Below are 15,105 nucleotides of genomic sequence, written 5' to 3' on the forward strand. Positions count from 1 at the left end.
CAGAGGGGCACCGGTGAACGACCGACAGAACCCGTACGACCCGTACTACCAGCAGCCGCAGATCATCGGCTACGACGAGTACGGGCAGCCGGTGTACCAGCAGGCCGGTCAGCAGGGATACGACCCGTACGCCTCCCAGCAGCACCAGCAGTTGCAGCAGCCTCACCAACAGGCCGGACAGCAGGCCGATCCGGGATACGGATACGACCCGTACGCCCAGCATCAGCCCCAGCCCCCGCAGCACTTCCAGCAGCCGTACGACCCGTACGCCTCCCAACAGCCCCAACAGCCGGGCTACGGGGGCCATGACGGCTACGGCCACGACACCGGCCGGCAGCCCGCCGCGGTCGACACCACCCAGCAGTGGAGCGTCCCGCAGCAGGCGACCGCGCAGCCGTCCCCGCCGGCACAGGCACCTCCCGCGCCGCCCGCGCCCGAACCGGCTCCGCGGGAACCCGAACCCGAGCCCCGCTTCGGGGCCGAGCCGGAGGCGGCCGTCCCCGGGCAGCGCCGCGCCGACCGCGACTACCGCACCGAGCAGTTCTCCTTCATCGAGGAGCCGGACGAGGACTCCGAGGACGTCATCGACTGGCTGAAGTTCACCGAGAGCCGCAGCGAGCGGCGCGAGGAGGCGCGGCGCCGCGGCCGCAACCGCATGGTCGCACTGATAGTCGTGGTGGCCCTGGTCGTGGTCGGCGGCGTCGGCTACCTCTGGTCCGCCGGAAAGATTCCCGGCCTGTCCGGCTCGGAGAAGGACAACACCGCGTCCGCGGGGCCGCAGCAGCGGGACGTCATCGTGGTCCACCTGCACAACACCAAGAGGGGCGGCACCTCCACGGCGCTGCTCGTCGACAACGTGACGACCAAGCAGGGAACCACGGTCCTGCTGCCCAACTCGCTCATGGTCTCCGACGACGAGGGCGCCACGACCACCCTCGGCAAGTCCGTCGAGGACGACGGCACCACCGGTACCCGCGACTCCATCGACACGCTGCTCGGCACCGACATCAGCGGTACGTGGCGACTCGACACCCCTTACCTGGAGACCCTCGTCGACCTGGTCGGCAACATCGAGATCGACACCGACACCGATGTGCCCGACACGAAGAAGGGTGCTTCACCTCTGGTGAAGAAGGGCGAGGCGCAGACCCTGAGCGGCCGGATGGCCGTCGCGTACGCCACCTACCGGGGACCCGGCGAGGCGGAGGCGAAGCAGCTCATGCGGTTCGGGGAGGTCATGCGGAGCGTGCTGCGGAAGGTCTCGGACGACCCGAAGGCCGCCACGGTCACCGTGCAGACGCTGGCGCAGATCCTCGACCCCTCGCTCCCCGAGAAGGACCTCGGCGCCTCCCTGGCGAAGCTCGCCCAGCACGCCAAGGTCGGCGACTACAAGACGGCCCTGCTGCCGGTCCAGCCGGACGGCACGCTCACCGACGCGGCCACCGAGAGCGTCGTCAAGGACATCCTGGGCGGCACGGTGAAGGCCCCGGACGCGGACGCCGTGGTACGGGTCGACGTCAAGGACGCCACCGGTGACAAGGAGAGCGCGGCGTCCGCCAGGATCAAGCTGATCAATGGCGGCTACGCCTTCGTCGGCGGTGGTACGGCCGGGGCCGTGCCGTCGTCCGAGGTCGTCCACAGGACTGCCCAGGACAAGGAGAAGGCGGTACAGGTGGCCAAGACCCTGGGTCTGCCGGCGGACGCGGTGAAGCAGGGCAAGCCCGCCGCCAACGCGGACGTGTCCGTCGTGCTCGGCCAGGACTACAAGATCAAATGACCCGGACCTGGCTGTCCGGACGACGCTGATCCGGTACTCGAACGTTCATTGCGTGGGCTGTCGGCGGTCCGTGAGACCCTAGAGGTCGATCTGACCGCCGACGAAAGCCTGCTTGTGACCGCCACGGACCGCTCCATCGAGCTCATCAACGCTGCCGCCCAGGCGGCCGCCGACCGGCTCGCGCACGACATCATCGCGTACGACGTCAGCGACGTGCTGTCGATCACGGACGCCTTCCTGCTGGCCTCGGCCCCCAACGACCGCCAGGTCAAGTCGATCGTCGACGAGATCGAGGAGCGGCTCCAGAAGGAGCTCGGCGCCAAGCCGGTGCGCCGCGAGGGCGACCGGGACGCGCGCTGGATCCTCCTCGACTACGTCGACATCGTCATCCACGTCCAGCACAGCGAGGAGCGTGTCTTCTACGCGCTGGAGCGCCTGTGGAAGGACTGCCCCGAGATCGCGCTCCCCGAGGACGCGGTCAAGACCCGTGGCAAGGCCGAGGAGCACGCCAGGCTCACCGGCGGCACGGAAGGTGAGCAGAGCTGAACGCGAACAAACGCGGCAGGGGCCGCAGGATCGTCCTCTGGCGGCACGGCCAGACGGCATGGAACCTGGAGCGCCGGTTCCAGGGTTCCACGGACATCGCGCTCACCGAGGCCGGAGTCGGGCAGGCCCGTCGGGCCGCCCGGCTGCTCGCCTCGCTGAAGCCGGACGCGATCGTCGCCTCCGACCTCCAGCGGGCGGCGGCCACGGCCGCCGAGCTCGCCGCGCTCACCGGTCTCGGAGTCGCGCACGACGCGGGGCTGCGTGAGACCTACGCGGGCGCCTGGCAGGGGCTCACGCACGAGGAGATCGTCGGGCAGTACGGCGAGCAGTACGCCGCGTGGAAGCGTGGCGAGCCCGTGCGGCGGGGCGGCGGCGAGCTGGAGACCGAGGTCGCCGACCGGGCCGCCCCGGTCGTGCTCGAACACGCCGACAAACTGCCCGAGAACGGCACGCTCGTCGTGGTCAGCCATGGTGGCACCATCCGCACCACCATCGGACGGCTGCTGGGGCTGGAGGCCCACCACTGGGAAGGACTCGGCGGGCTCTCCAACTGCTGCTGGTCGGTGCTGGGCGAGGGCGCGCGCGGCTGGCGTCTGCTGGAGCACAACGCCGGCACACTGCCCGAGCCGGTGCTCGGTGACGACACCTAGAAACCGGCACCCGGGGGCCGGCTTCGGCCCGGAGGCCGCCGAAGACCCGCTCCCAAAGCCGGGTCCGGGTGGCGGACGGAGGTCCGCCCCGACCTCCCGTCGGCCGGATTTCACTTTCTGGCAGGTCGCAGGCTAAAGTTCTTCTTGTTCGCAGCGCGGAAACGCAGAGAAACACAGCGAACAGCGGGGCTATAGCTCAGTTGGTAGAGCGCCTGCATGGCATGCAGGAGGTCAGGAGTTCAATTCTCCTTAGCTCCACAATCAAGATCCCGTCCCTGTCAAGGGGCGGGATCTTCTCGTTGTCCCCGTCGTTCGACGCCTTCGGCGCCGTTCCGCATGTCCGCCATCCCGGGAACGAGGAACAGGGTGTGGTGGGCGGGGCCGGACGTCGTGTCTCGCGTGGCAGACCACGGCGGGTGCGGATCGAGCGTGTCGACGATGCCCCGGGTCTCCGGCGCCGCCCCACTCGGTACGCCGCCCGACCCGTTCGCCGGTCCGGTGCAGGACGTGCTCCCCGGTCCACTGTCTGATGATTCGTCACCACTGTTGCACCCCCCTCATGGCCGGTTCTCCGCAAGGGAGTTGTCAGGCGCTGCCGGGCTCTCCGCAGCAGCCGCGGCAGACGCGTCCCCGGGGTTTCCGTGCCGTCGTCGACCCATCGGGTCTTCGGCAGGCCGTCCCTCTTGCGGGGTCATGGCAGAATCGGAACGCCGGAGGGGGCGACGGACCGAACGGGAGGGAGCGCGATGCCTGCGAGCCGTCACGAGGTTCCGGACCTGCTCCTTGTCCCCGAAGCCCCTGCGGCCCCCGGAATCGCCGAAGCATCTGTCGTACTCGGACATCGCGTCCGCGCCCGCCGCAGTGTCGCCGGCCCGCCCCGCGCGGTCCGGGTGCGTGGCGGGACCGTCGGCGCTCCTCGCGGGTGTACCGCCCACAGCCGGAGCCGGAGCTGACCCATGGGTGCACACAGGCGGAAATGTGACTGGTGCGGCAGCGGTACGCCCATCGTCAGGGACATGGATCCGATCAATCCGGAGTACCAGTACTGGTGCGAGGAGTGTGCGCGGGCGCTGATCATAAAAGGCGACCCGATCGAGACCTATCGGGAGCTGGAGGGCGAGCCGATCTACGGACGGCTGCTGGAGGAGCACTGCACCCTCAAGCGCTTCTACTCCTTCGCCACGGCGTGACCCGCCCGGTGCCGCTGGTCGACCCCGACAGAGGTGCCGCAAAATAGGTCAAATCGACGCGACTGGGAAACGATTTGGTGGAGTGGCGGGGTCACCGGTAATGTTCTCGATGTCGCCGGGGGAACCGGGTGAAACAAAGCAAGGGGCTATAGCTCAGTTGGTAGAGCGCCTGCATGGCATGCAGGAGGTCAGGAGTTCAATTCTCCTTAGCTCCACAGTGAGGAAGCGGGTCACTCGTAAGAGTGGCCCGCTTTTTCGTTCCTATGAACGGTGGTGGGCGGGGCGGTCTCCGACCTCCGGGGCGCGCACACCCCTCCGGGGGTGCGTGAACGAAAGGCGGTGGCCTTCCCGGGCGCTCCGCCGCACGGCCGCTCCGCCGATGGTTCGGCCCCGTGCTCCCGCCCCGCGGTCCGGTCCCATGGTTCGGTCGTACCCGGCCCGGTTCCGGACCCGTGCGGTACCCTGACGCCATGCGTGCCGTACGCCTTCTGCTTAGCGAGCCGCGCTGATCAGCCCCGACCGGTGAGAACGCCTGGTCGGAATCAGCGCGGCGTCCCCTCCTGTGCGAGGGGATTTTTCGTTTCCGTGGACGAGTGTCCGTAAACGTGGGCGCCGGCAGATGACGATCGATGGAGCTTTGAGGATCATGAGCGAGACGAATTCCGCAGCCGAGACGGCTGCGCCGCACCGCTACACGGCGGCGATGGCCGCCGACATCGAGGCACGCTGGCAGGACTTCTGGGACGCCGAGGGCACGTACGAGGCGCCGAATCCGACCGGTGATCTGGCGGGCGATCCGGCGCAGGCCGCCAAGCCGAAGAAGTTCATCATGGACATGTTCCCGTACCCCTCGGGTGCGGGACTGCACGTCGGTCACCCCCTGGGCTACATCGCCACCGATGTCTTCGCCCGTCACCAGCGGATGACCGGGCACAACGTGCTGCACACCCTGGGCTTCGACGCCTTCGGCCTGCCCGCGGAGCAGTACGCCGTGCAGACCGGCACGCACCCGCGGGTCTCCACCGAGGCCAACATCGAGAACATGACCGCCCAGCTGCGCCGGCTGGGCCTGGGCCACGACAAGCGCCGCTCGTTCGCCACGATCGAGTCGGAGTACTACAAGTGGACCCAGTGGATCTTCCTGCAGATCTTCAACGCCTGGTACGACACCGAGGCCGACCGGGCCCGCCCGATCGCCGAGCTGGTCGAACAGTTCGAGAGCGGTTCGCGTCCCACCCCGGACGGCCGTGACTGGAGCGCCCTGAGCGCCGTCGAGCGCGCGGACGTCCTGGGCGAGTACCGCCTGGCGTACGCCTCCGACGCACCCGTCAACTGGTCGCCGGGCCTGGGCACCGTCCTGGCCAACGAAGAGGTGACGGCCGACGGCCGTTCCGAGCGCGGCAACTTCCCCGTCTTCAAGGCCAAGCTGCGCCAGTGGAACATGCGCATCACCGCCTACGCCGACCGGCTGCTGAACGACCTGGACGGCCTGGACTGGCCCGAGGCCATCAAGCTGCAGCAGCGCAACTGGATCGGGCGCTCCGAGGGCGCGCGCGTCGACTTCCCGGTCGACGGCGCCGACAGCATCACCGTCTTCACCACCCGCCAGGACACCCTGTTCGGCGCCACCTACATGGTGCTGGCGCCCGAGCACGAGCTGGTCGAGCGGATCACCCCGGCCGCCTGGCCCGAGGGCACCCACCCGGTGTGGACCGGCGGACACGCGACACCGGCCGAGGCCGTCACCGCTTACCGCAAGCTGGCCGCCGCCAAGTCCGACGTGGAGCGGCAGGCCGAGGCCAAGGACAAGACCGGGGTCTTCACCGGCGCGTACGCGACCAATCCGGTCAGCGGCGAGAAGGTGCCCGTCTTCATCGCCGACTACGTACTGATGGGCTACGGCACCGGCGCGATCATGGCCGTGCCGGCGCACGATGCGCGCGACTTCGCCTTCGCGCGCGCCTTCGAGCTGCCGATGCGCTGTGTCGTCGAGCCTTCGGACGACCGCGGCACGGACCCCTCGACGTGGGAGGACGCCTTCGGCTCGTACGAGGCGAAGCTGGTCAACTCCGCCAACGACGAGATCTCGCTGAACGGCCTGGGCGTCGTCGCTGCCAAGGCGAAGATCACCGAATGGCTGACGGAGCACGGCGTCGGCGAGGGCACCGTCAACTTCCGGCTGCGCGACTGGCTGTTCAGCCGCCAGCGCTACTGGGGCGAGCCCTTCCCGATCGTCTACGACGAGGACGGCGTCGCCCACCCGCTGCCCGAGTCGATGCTGCCCCTGGAACTGCCGGAGGTCGACGACTACTCGCCGCGCACCTTCGACCCGGACGACGCCGACACCCAGCCCGAGACCCCGCTGTCCCGGAACGCCGACTGGGTCCACGTCACGCTGGACCTGGGCGACGGCAACGGCCCGAAGAAGTACCGCCGGGAGACCAACACCATGCCCAACTGGGCGGGTTCCTGCTGGTACGAGCTGCGTTACCTGGACCCGAAGAACGACGAGAAGCTGGTCGACCCTGCGATCGAGCAGTACTGGATGGGCCCGCGCGAGGGGCAGCCCACCGGCGGTGTCGACCTGTACGTCGGTGGCGCCGAGCACGCCGTCCTGCACCTGCTGTACGCCCGTTTCTGGTCCAAGGTGCTGCACGACCTGGGTCACATCTCGTCCGCCGAGCCGTTCCACAAGCTGTACAACCAGGGCATGATCCAGGCGTTCGTCTACCGGGACAGCCGCGGCATCGCGGTCCCGGCGGCCGAGGTCGAGGAGCGCGACGGGCAGTTCTACTACCAGGGCGAGAAGGTCAGCCGCGTCCTGGGCAAGATGGGCAAGTCCCTGAAGAACGCCGTCACCCCGGACGAGATCTGTGCCGAGTACGGGGCGGACACGCTGCGTCTGTACGAGATGGCGATGGGCCCGCTGGACGTGTCGCGGCCGTGGGACACGCGCGCGGTCGTCGGCCAGTACCGGCTGCTGCAGCGGCTGTGGCGCAACGTCGTCGACGAGGAGACCGGTGAGGTCACCGTCGTGGACACGGAGCCCGGCGAGGAGACGCTGCGTGCGCTGCACAAGGCGATCGACGGGGTCGGCCAGGACATGGCCGGGATGCGCTTCAACACGGCCATCGCCAAGGTCACCGAGCTGAACAACCACCTGACCAAGGCGGGCGGCCCGCTGCCCCGGTCCGTCGCCGAGTCGCTGGTGCTGCTGGTGGCCCCGCTGGCGCCGCACATCGCCGAGGAGCTGTGGCGCCGACTGGGGCACACCGAGTCGGTCGTGCACCAGGACTTCCCGGTCGCCGATCCGGCGTACGTCGTGGACGAGGCCGTGACCTGCGTCGTCCAGGTCAAGGGCAAGGTCAGGGCCCGCCTGGAGATCTCCCCGTCGATCACGGACGAGGAACTGGAGGCGCTGGCCCTGGCCGACCCGGCCGTGGTCGCGGCACTGGGCGGTGCGGGCATCCGCAAGGTGATCGTGCGGGCGCCGAAGCTGGTCAACATCGTTCCCGCGTGATGTGTGGCGCGTCATGTGCGATGCGTGAGGCGTGGCGTGTGAGGTGCGGCGCCTGACGTGTCCGGGACGCGTGGAGTGACGGTACGGCCGCCCCTTGCGGGGCGCTGACCGGCACACGGAGGGATGGGGGCGTTCCCCTACGGGCAGGTTGGGGGTTCCGAAGGAACCCTCGGCCTGCCTTTTCCGTTTACGGTGGAGGGACCGGGGGCTGCTCCGGCAGCCGAAACGACATCCGAGGGGCGCTCATGGAAGCCGTGATCCTGATTCTGGGATTGCTCTTTTTCGCGTTCGTGGCCCTCGGCGTGTACGCGGGCATCAAGGCAGTCGGGGCGGCGAAGCGCGGCGTGGACCGCACGATCACCCAGGCGCGGCGCACCGTCGAGGAAACCACGCTGCGGGCGAAGAGCTACGGCCAGTCGGGTGTGGGCGCAGAGCTCGCGCAGTTGAGGCTGGCGTTGCGCACATCCATGCGGGCCACGCAGGAGGCGCTGCAGAGAGGGGTCGTCGAGGACGCCTCGCTCTCGGAGTCGCTGAGCCTCTTCCAGCGGCTGAGCGCGCACGGGCGGGAGCTGGACGAAGAGCTGAAGAGGCTGGAGCGCGAACCCGACCGGGCGACCGTCGCCTCGCTGCTGCCGGGCCTGAAGCAGCGCACGGAGCGGATCACGCACTCCGCGGATTCGCTGCGGTGGGCCGCGCGGGACCGGGCGCGGCGGTTCGTCGACGACGATCTCGACGCGCTGAACGCGCAGATCGACATGGAGGCGGGAGCGCTTCGGCACTGGACGACGGAGAGCGACGAGCCGGCCCGGCAGCAGGGACGGTCCCAGGACGGGACGGGCCCGCAGGTCCGGGAGCAGAAGAGCGGACCGGCCGACGGCACGGCCCAGGCGCTCACGGGCCCGGACCCGCGCCGGCGGACCGAGTACCCGTGGCAGAAGACGGCACGGCCCGAAACGACGAACTGAGCCGTTCGGCGACCGGAAGTGTCAGAGTGCGCTCCCGAGCGGTCCGGAGTGATGCGAAGTGAACCAGGGCGGTCCGAAGTGGTCCGGGGTGGTCCGGAGTGATCATTCGGCCGGGGCCGGACTGCCGGGACGCGGGCTCGCCAGGTAATCTCCGGCTCATGTCCCCCCATGTCGCGATCGTCACCGATTCCACGGCCTACCTGCCGCCCGAGGCGATGGAGCGGCACGGCATCGCCGCAGTGCCGCTGACCGTCGTTCTCGGGGACCAGGCTCTGGAGGACGGCACCGAGGTCTCGGCCCGTGCCCTTGCGACGGCGCTGCAGAAGCGCCGCCCCGTGACCACTTCCCGGCCCAGCCCGGAGGTCTTCGCCGCCGAGTACCGCGCCGCGGCCGAGGCCGGGGCCACCGGCATCGTCTCGCTGCACCTTTCGGCCGAGATCTCGGGTACGTACGACGCCGCTCTGCTCGCGGCGAAGGAAGCGCCGGTTCCGGTGCGTGTGGTGGACACCGGGATGGTCGCCATGGCTCTGGGATTCTGTGCCCTGGCGGCGGCGGAGACGACGGAGGCGGGCGGAAGCCTGGACGAGGCGGTCGCGGCGGCGGAGAAGCGGGCCGAGGGCACCTCCGCGTACTTCTACGTCGACACGCTCGACTATCTGCGCCGCGGGGGCCGGATCGGGACCGCGCAGGCGCTGCTGGGCTCGGCGCTCGCCGTGAAACCGCTGCTTCAGCTGGACGACGGACGCATCGAGCTGCTGGAGAAGGTGCGGACCGCTTCGAAGGCGATCGCCCGCCTGGAGGAGATCGCCGCGGAACGGGCGGGCAGCGGTTCTGTGGACATCGCCGTACACCATCTGGGGGCGCCCGAGCGGGCCGAGCGGCTCGCCGAGCGGTTGCGCGAGCGGGTGCCGGGACTGGTCGATCTGCACGTGAGCGAAGTGGGCGCGGTGATCGGCGCGCACACCGGGCCCGGCCTGCTCGGAGCAGTGATTTCACCGCGCTGACCGGGCGGGCGGGTTCGGCTGTGCCGACCGAGTCGACCGAGTGGGGTCGTTCGGCATGACGGCCTTGTGGATTTCACCCCTCGGGGTGGCCGAGATATCCACAACTGGTCGGTTGTCCACCGGAATCGAGGGTGCTCAGCGGGTTCGGGGCGATGTGCCTACCCTCGTGAGGCATGGCTCCTCGATCACATCGTGCAAGCAGTGGAAGCGGCAGTGGCCCCGGTCGTGCTCCGGCGTCGGACGGTCGCGCCCACAGCCGTTCCGGTCGGGTGTTCGGCGTCGGTGCCGGGCGGCGTACCGGTCCTGGCCCCGGGCCCGGTCGGCGTCGGCTCTCACGCGGGCGGGGCAGCGCCATGGCCGAGGTCTCGCGGCGTCGGGCGGACGCACTCATGGGAGGGGCGTACGGCGGGCGGGCCGCACGGCCCGTGCCGGGGGTCGCTCCGGCTCGGGCCCCGGTCGCGGCCGAGGGCCCGGCGAAGGACCCGGTTTTGGACCCGGCTCCGCCATCGGGGCCGAGCCCCGCCCCGATGCCACCCTCGGCTCCGGCTCCGGCTCCGGCTCCGGGGCAGGGCTCGGCTTCGGTTTTGTCTCCGGCAGCTGCCACAACCACAACCACGCCCTCGGTCTCGGGCGGGTCGGGGCGGTGGTGGGAGCGGGTGGTTCCCGCGTTGCGGGAGCGGCTTCCGGTGTGGCTGCAGCTCAGATGCGGTCTGGAACCCAGGGCTCTTGCCGCGCTCGCCGTTGTCCTGGTTGCCGCCGGGGTCTTCGCCGTGGCGCACTTCTGGTCCGCTCGTCCCCGAGCCGTACATGCCCCCGACACGGTCGACGAGGCGGTGGCGCACAGCCGGACGTCGGCCTCCGTGCCGGGGGATGGTGAAGGGCCCGATCCGTCACCGGGGCCGCCGCCCGCCTCGGGGCAGGGCGGGCACATCGTCGTCGATGTCAGCGGAAAGGTGCGACGGCCGGGAGTCCACGAACTGCCCTCCGGTGCCCGGGTTGCCGACGCGCTGCGCGCGGCGGGCGGTGCACGGGCCGGGGCCGACCTCGCCGGGCTCAACCGGGCGCGGTTCCTCATGGACGGGGAGCAGATCGTGGTGGGCGCCCCACCCGGGTCCTCCCCACTCGGGTCCTCCGCGCCCGGGTCCTCCCCACCTGGATCCACCGGACCCTCCGCCACCGGTGGTGCGGGAGGAGCCCCTGCGGGCGGCGGGAGTTCCGTGGCCGGGCCGGTCAGTCTCAACAACGCGACCGCCGAACAACTCGACACCCTGCCCGGTGTCGGCCCGGTCCTCGCCCAGCGCATCGTCGACTACCGCACCCAGCACGGCGGTTTCCGTTCCATCGACGAACTACGAGAGGTCAACGGAATCGGTGACCGCCGGTTCGCCGACCTCCGGCCACTGGTGGGGCCATGAACGATCCGGACGTGCACGCGGCGTCGGGCGGTCGGCTCGGTGCTTCGGAACCCCGGCAGGACGGCCCGGTCGACCTTCGCCTGGTTCCGCCGGCGGTGGCGGCCTGGGGCGGGGCGGCACTCGCGTTGAGCGCGCCGGGGCGGTGGACCGCGGTGGGCGTGATGCTCTGCGTCGGCGCGGCCATGGTGCTCCTGGCGGTGTCGGGCGTATCGGCCACCCGTGCGTTGCGCGGAGGGCGAAGGCCGGGCAGCGCCGGAACGCTCGCGGACACCGCGCCGCGCAGGCGGTCCGCAGATACCGGGGGAGGGACGGCGGAGGACGGGAGCGCGGCACGCGGCCGAAGGAAGTCGTACGCCACGGCCACGGCCACCGCCACCGCCGCGGCGCTGCTCTGTGCGGCAGCTGGTGCCGCATCGGCCGGGCTGGCCAGCGCGGACGTACGGCAGGGGCCGGTCCGGAGGCTGGCCCAGCAGTTCGTGAGGATCGAGGCGGACGTGACGATCACGTCCGACGCCAGGCAGACCGTGCCCCGGGTGCGCGGCGACCACAGCACACCGGCCTCCCTCCTCGTGGACGCCGAGATCACCCGGCTGACCGGGCCCGACGGGGCGGTCACCCGGCTGAGCACACCGGTCCTGCTGATCGTGCCGCCCGGCGGACCCACGGGGCAGTGGCAGCAGTTGCTCCCCTCCACCCGGCTGCGCGTCGCCGGCCGGCTGGCTCCACCCCTGCACGAGGGAGAGCACAGCGCCGCCGTCCTGCGCCTGGAGGGCAAGGGCCCGCCACGCATCACCGGGCCTCCCACCTTCCTCCAGCGCACGGCGGGTGCTCTGCGCGGTGGTTTGCGACAGGCGACCGAACGGCTCGAACCCGATGCACGGGCGCTGCTGCCAGGACTGGTGGTCGGAGACACCTCACGGGTCACCCCCGAACTGAAGGAGGCGTTCAAGGCGGCCGACCTCACCCACCTGACGGCGGTCTCCGGCGCCAATCTGGCGATCCTGCTCGTCCTCCTCATCGGGCCGCCGGGCACGGCGCTGCGGGCCGAACGGCGGGGACTGGCACCCCGGTTGGGAATCTCGTTGCGGATGACGGCGCTGCTCGGCGGCGGGCTCACCCTCGCCTTCGTCATCGTCTGCCGACCCGAGCCGAGCGTTCTGCGGGCGGCTGCCTGCGGGGCGATCACACTGCTCGCCATCGGCACGGGGCGCCGCAGATCGCTGATTCCCGCGCTGGCCGCCGCAGTTCTGCTGCTGGTGCTCTACGACCCGTGGCTGGCGCGGAGTTACGGCTTCGTCCTCTCCGTCCTGGCCACCGGCAGCCTGTTGACCATCGCCCCGAGCTGGAGCGACGCGCTGCAACGACGCGGGGTCCCGCCCCGGCCGGCCGAGGTGCTGGCCGCGGCCGCCGCGGCGCAGGCGGTGTGTGCGCCGGTCGTCGTGCTGCTCGCCTCCCGGGTCAGCCTGGTGGCGGTCCCGTGCAATCTGCTGGCCGAGTTCGCGGTGGCACCCGCCACGGTCCTCGGGTTCGCCGCGCTCGCCCTGGCACAGGTGTCCATGCCGGTGGCGGAACTGCTCGCCCGGGTCGCGGGGTGGCCGGCCGGGTGGATCGCCGCAGTGGCCCGTACCGGGGGGTCCCTGCCCGGAGCGGAGATCGACTGGCCCGACGGTGCGAAGGGCGCGGTACTGCTTGCCGCACTGACGGTCCTGGTGGTGCTCCTCGCCCGTCGGTTCGTCCACCGTCCCTGGGTCTGCTCGGCCGCCGTGCTGCTGCTGGTCCTCGCGGTGCTGCGCCCGGTGCCGCTCACCCGGGTGCTGACCGGATGGCCGCCACCGGGCTGGGCGTTCGCGATGTGTGACGTGGGGCAGGGGGACGCCCTGGTGCTGGCGGCGGGGGACGGGGCGGGGGTGGTCGTCGACGCCGGTCCCGATCCCCGGCCCGTCGACCGGTGCCTGCGGGATCTCGACGTCACCGAGGTGCCGTTCGTGGTTCTCACGCACTTTCACGCGGACCATGTGCGGGGGCTGCCCGGGGTGCTGCGGGGCAGAGCGGTGGGGGCGATCCAGACGACGAACCTGGACGAGCCGCCGGACCAGGTGGCGTTCGTGCGGAGAACGGCGGCCGGGGCGGGCGTCCCCCTGGTGCGGGCCGTGCCCGGCGAGCACCGCCGGATCGGGCCGCTCGACTGGCGGGTCCTGTGGCCCGCGAGTGGCACCGGGCTCGCCGGACCATCGGCGGGCGCGGGAATCGGGCCCGCCCCACGGGAGCCGAACGACGCCAGCGTCACCCTGTACGTCCGGACCGGCGGGGTGTCCCTGTTGCTCCTCGGGGACCTCGAACCCCCTTCCCAGCAAGGACTGTTGCGCAGACATCCCGCTCTGCCCGGGGTGGATGTGCTCAAGGTCGCCCACCACGGCTCCGCGCACCAGGACCCCGCTCTGCTGCGCGGCGCGCACCCGAGACTCGCCCTGGTGAGCGTGGGCCGGGACAACCCCTACGGTCACCCGGCCGCACGCACCGTCGACGCGCTCCGGGCCGGTGGCGCGGTGGTGCTGCGTACGGACACCGACGGGGCGATCGCCGTGACGGGGTCCGGGGCCGGGCTGCGGGCGGTGGGCCGGCCGTGAGCACCGCACAGCAGGTCGGCCGTGCCCCGGTCGCAGGCGTGGGCGGCGAACGTCACAAGGTGGCGTTGGACACCGGGCCGGAAGGACGTCCGCCTGGCGGGGGCGGAGCAAGAGAAGAAAGGGGGAAAGGGGGAATTTCCAGGGTGCGCGGGGTCGGGAGGGAGGTGCGGACGCGAGGGCGGGGACTGCGGGGTGCGGGGGCGGGGGCCAGGAGCAGGATGGTCAATTCGGGCCTTCGGTAACACCTCCCCCCAAGCCCCTGCGAGCTGCTCTGTTTGCCTCGAACGCCGCAATGGTGGTCGAATGCATGGTCGTCGGTGGGCCGCTGCTCCGACAGAGACGTCCAGCCGCCAGGCCCCAAGGTGAATCGCCCGGGGAAGGTGCAAGATGTTCGGTCGTTGGCTGGGAAAGAGGCGAACGGCGGGGGCGGTGCAGGGCAACGCCCTTGCCGGACTGGAGGTGCCGCGCACGGCGGGGCTGCTCAGTTGCCGGGTGCTCGACCCCGTCAACGAGCTGGTGCCGCAGGCCGAGTTCGTGGTCACGGACAGTTCGGGCCGCAAGGTGTTCCGTGGGGAGACGGACCCGTTCGGCAACGTCCTCGCCCCCGTCCCGGCAGGTGAGTACCGACTGGCCGTCACGGCCGAGGGCTTCACCCCGTTCCACGCCTCGGCCACGGTCGTCGAGAGCGGCCACGCGAGCCTGGGCGACGTGACCCTGCAACTGGCCACGCCTCCGCAGCTGCCCGCGCCGGGGGAGTGGGAGGTCGAGCCGATGCACTCGCAGATCGGCTTCACGGCCCGGCACATCGGCCTGGCGCGCATTCACGGCCGGTTCAACACCTTCGCGGGCGCCGTCCGGATCGCCGACCGCATGGAGGACTCGGCCATGCACGTGATCATCGACGCCGCGTCGATCGACACGAACGTCCAGATGCGCGACGACCATCTGCGGTCCGGTGACTTCCTCGACGTGGGGCGCTATCCGACGATGGAGTTCTACAGCGACCGCTTCGTCCACCGGGGTGGCACCCGCTGGGGCGTGACCGGGGCGCTCACCCTGCACGGCGTCAGCCGTACCGTCACGCTGGACACCCAGTACCTCGGCCTGGGCAACGGCCTGGAAGGCGAGACCCGGGCGGCCTGCCGGGCCACCACGGAGCTGCACCGCGAGGACTTCACGCTCACCTGGCAGACCATGCTGGCCCGCGGCATCGCGGCCGTCGGCTCCAGCATCTCCATCGACATGGACATCCAGATCGTCCCCAAGGGCTGAGCCGCGCGCATCCCTCCCGGGGTCGCGGACGTTCCTCCCGGAGCCCGGAGCCCGGAGCCCGGAGCCCGGAGCCCGGAGCCCGGAGCCCGGAGCCCGGAGCCCGGAGCCCGGAGCCCGGAGCCCGGAGCCCGGAGCCCGG

Annotated in this window: 10 protein-coding genes and 2 tRNA genes; all 12 read left to right on the forward strand. The window is 71.1% G+C overall.

Annotation, left to right across the window (positions count from 1 at the left end):
• Nucleotides 1-13 precede the first annotated feature (13 nt).
• The 12 genes from ACWCXX_RS00740 to ACWCXX_RS00795 all read left to right on the forward strand — a co-directional run bounded on the left by ACWCXX_RS00740 (nt 14) and on the right by ACWCXX_RS00795 (nt 14,966).
• Entirely contained in the window at nt 14-1,777 is a 1,764-nt protein-coding gene (locus ACWCXX_RS00740; RefSeq protein ID WP_451122852.1) for an LCP family protein, read from the forward strand.
• Nucleotides 1,778-1,891: 114 nt separating this feature from the next.
• Nucleotides 1,892-2,323 carry a ribosome silencing factor gene (gene rsfS / locus ACWCXX_RS00745; protein WP_342285435.1) on the forward strand — a complete coding sequence of 144 codons (432 nt, stop codon included), beginning with the start codon at nt 1,892-1,894 and terminating at the stop codon, nt 2,321-2,323.
• On the forward strand, nt 2,320-2,973 hold the full coding sequence (locus ACWCXX_RS00750; RefSeq protein ID WP_451123528.1) for a histidine phosphatase family protein: 654 nt from the start codon (nt 2,320-2,322) through the stop codon (nt 2,971-2,973). The genes rsfS and ACWCXX_RS00750 overlap by 4 nt, the downstream gene beginning before the upstream one ends.
• 185 nt (nt 2,974-3,158) lie before the next feature.
• Nucleotides 3,159-3,231: transfer RNA gene (locus tag ACWCXX_RS00755), tRNA-Ala, on the forward strand.
• Between the two features lie 698 nt (nt 3,232-3,929).
• A complete protein-coding gene (locus ACWCXX_RS00760; RefSeq protein WP_015608461.1) occupies nt 3,930-4,163 on the forward strand; it encodes a hypothetical protein in 234 nt (77 codons plus the stop codon).
• Nucleotides 4,164-4,305: 142 nt separating this feature from the next.
• Nucleotides 4,306-4,378, forward strand: a tRNA-Ala gene (locus ACWCXX_RS00765).
• A 431-nt stretch (nt 4,379-4,809) separates the two neighbouring features.
• Nucleotides 4,810-7,683: a leucine--tRNA ligase gene (gene leuS, locus ACWCXX_RS00770; RefSeq protein ID WP_451122854.1), complete on the forward strand. Its 2,874-nt coding sequence runs from the start codon at nt 4,810-4,812 to the stop codon at nt 7,681-7,683.
• 245 nt (nt 7,684-7,928) lie between these two features.
• Nucleotides 7,929-8,648, forward strand: a complete 720-nt coding sequence (locus tag ACWCXX_RS00775) for a hypothetical protein (protein ID WP_451122856.1) — start codon at nt 7,929-7,931, stop codon at nt 8,646-8,648.
• Nucleotides 8,649-8,806: 158 nt separating this feature from the next.
• Nucleotides 8,807-9,652, forward strand: a complete 846-nt coding sequence (locus ACWCXX_RS00780) for a DegV family protein (RefSeq protein ID WP_451122858.1) — start codon at nt 8,807-8,809, stop codon at nt 9,650-9,652.
• 686 nt (nt 9,653-10,338) lie between these two features.
• The gene (locus ACWCXX_RS00785) at nt 10,339-11,067 is read left to right on the forward strand and encodes a helix-hairpin-helix domain-containing protein (RefSeq protein WP_451122860.1); all 729 of its coding nucleotides are present in this window, start codon (nt 10,339-10,341) and stop codon (nt 11,065-11,067) included.
• Nucleotides 11,064-13,694 (forward strand): ComEC/Rec2 family competence protein, encoded by a 2,631-nt coding sequence (locus ACWCXX_RS00790; protein ID WP_451122862.1) that lies wholly within the window; start codon nt 11,064-11,066, stop codon nt 13,692-13,694. The genes ACWCXX_RS00785 and ACWCXX_RS00790 overlap by 4 nt, the downstream gene beginning before the upstream one ends.
• 387 nt (nt 13,695-14,081) lie before the next feature.
• Nucleotides 14,082-14,966, forward strand: coding sequence for a YceI family protein (locus ACWCXX_RS00795; RefSeq protein WP_451122864.1), 885 nt, complete (start codon nt 14,082-14,084; stop codon nt 14,964-14,966).
• Nucleotides 14,967-15,105: the final 139 nt, after the last annotated feature.

The sequence above is a fragment of the Streptomyces sp. NPDC001732 genome, from assembly GCF_053596315.1.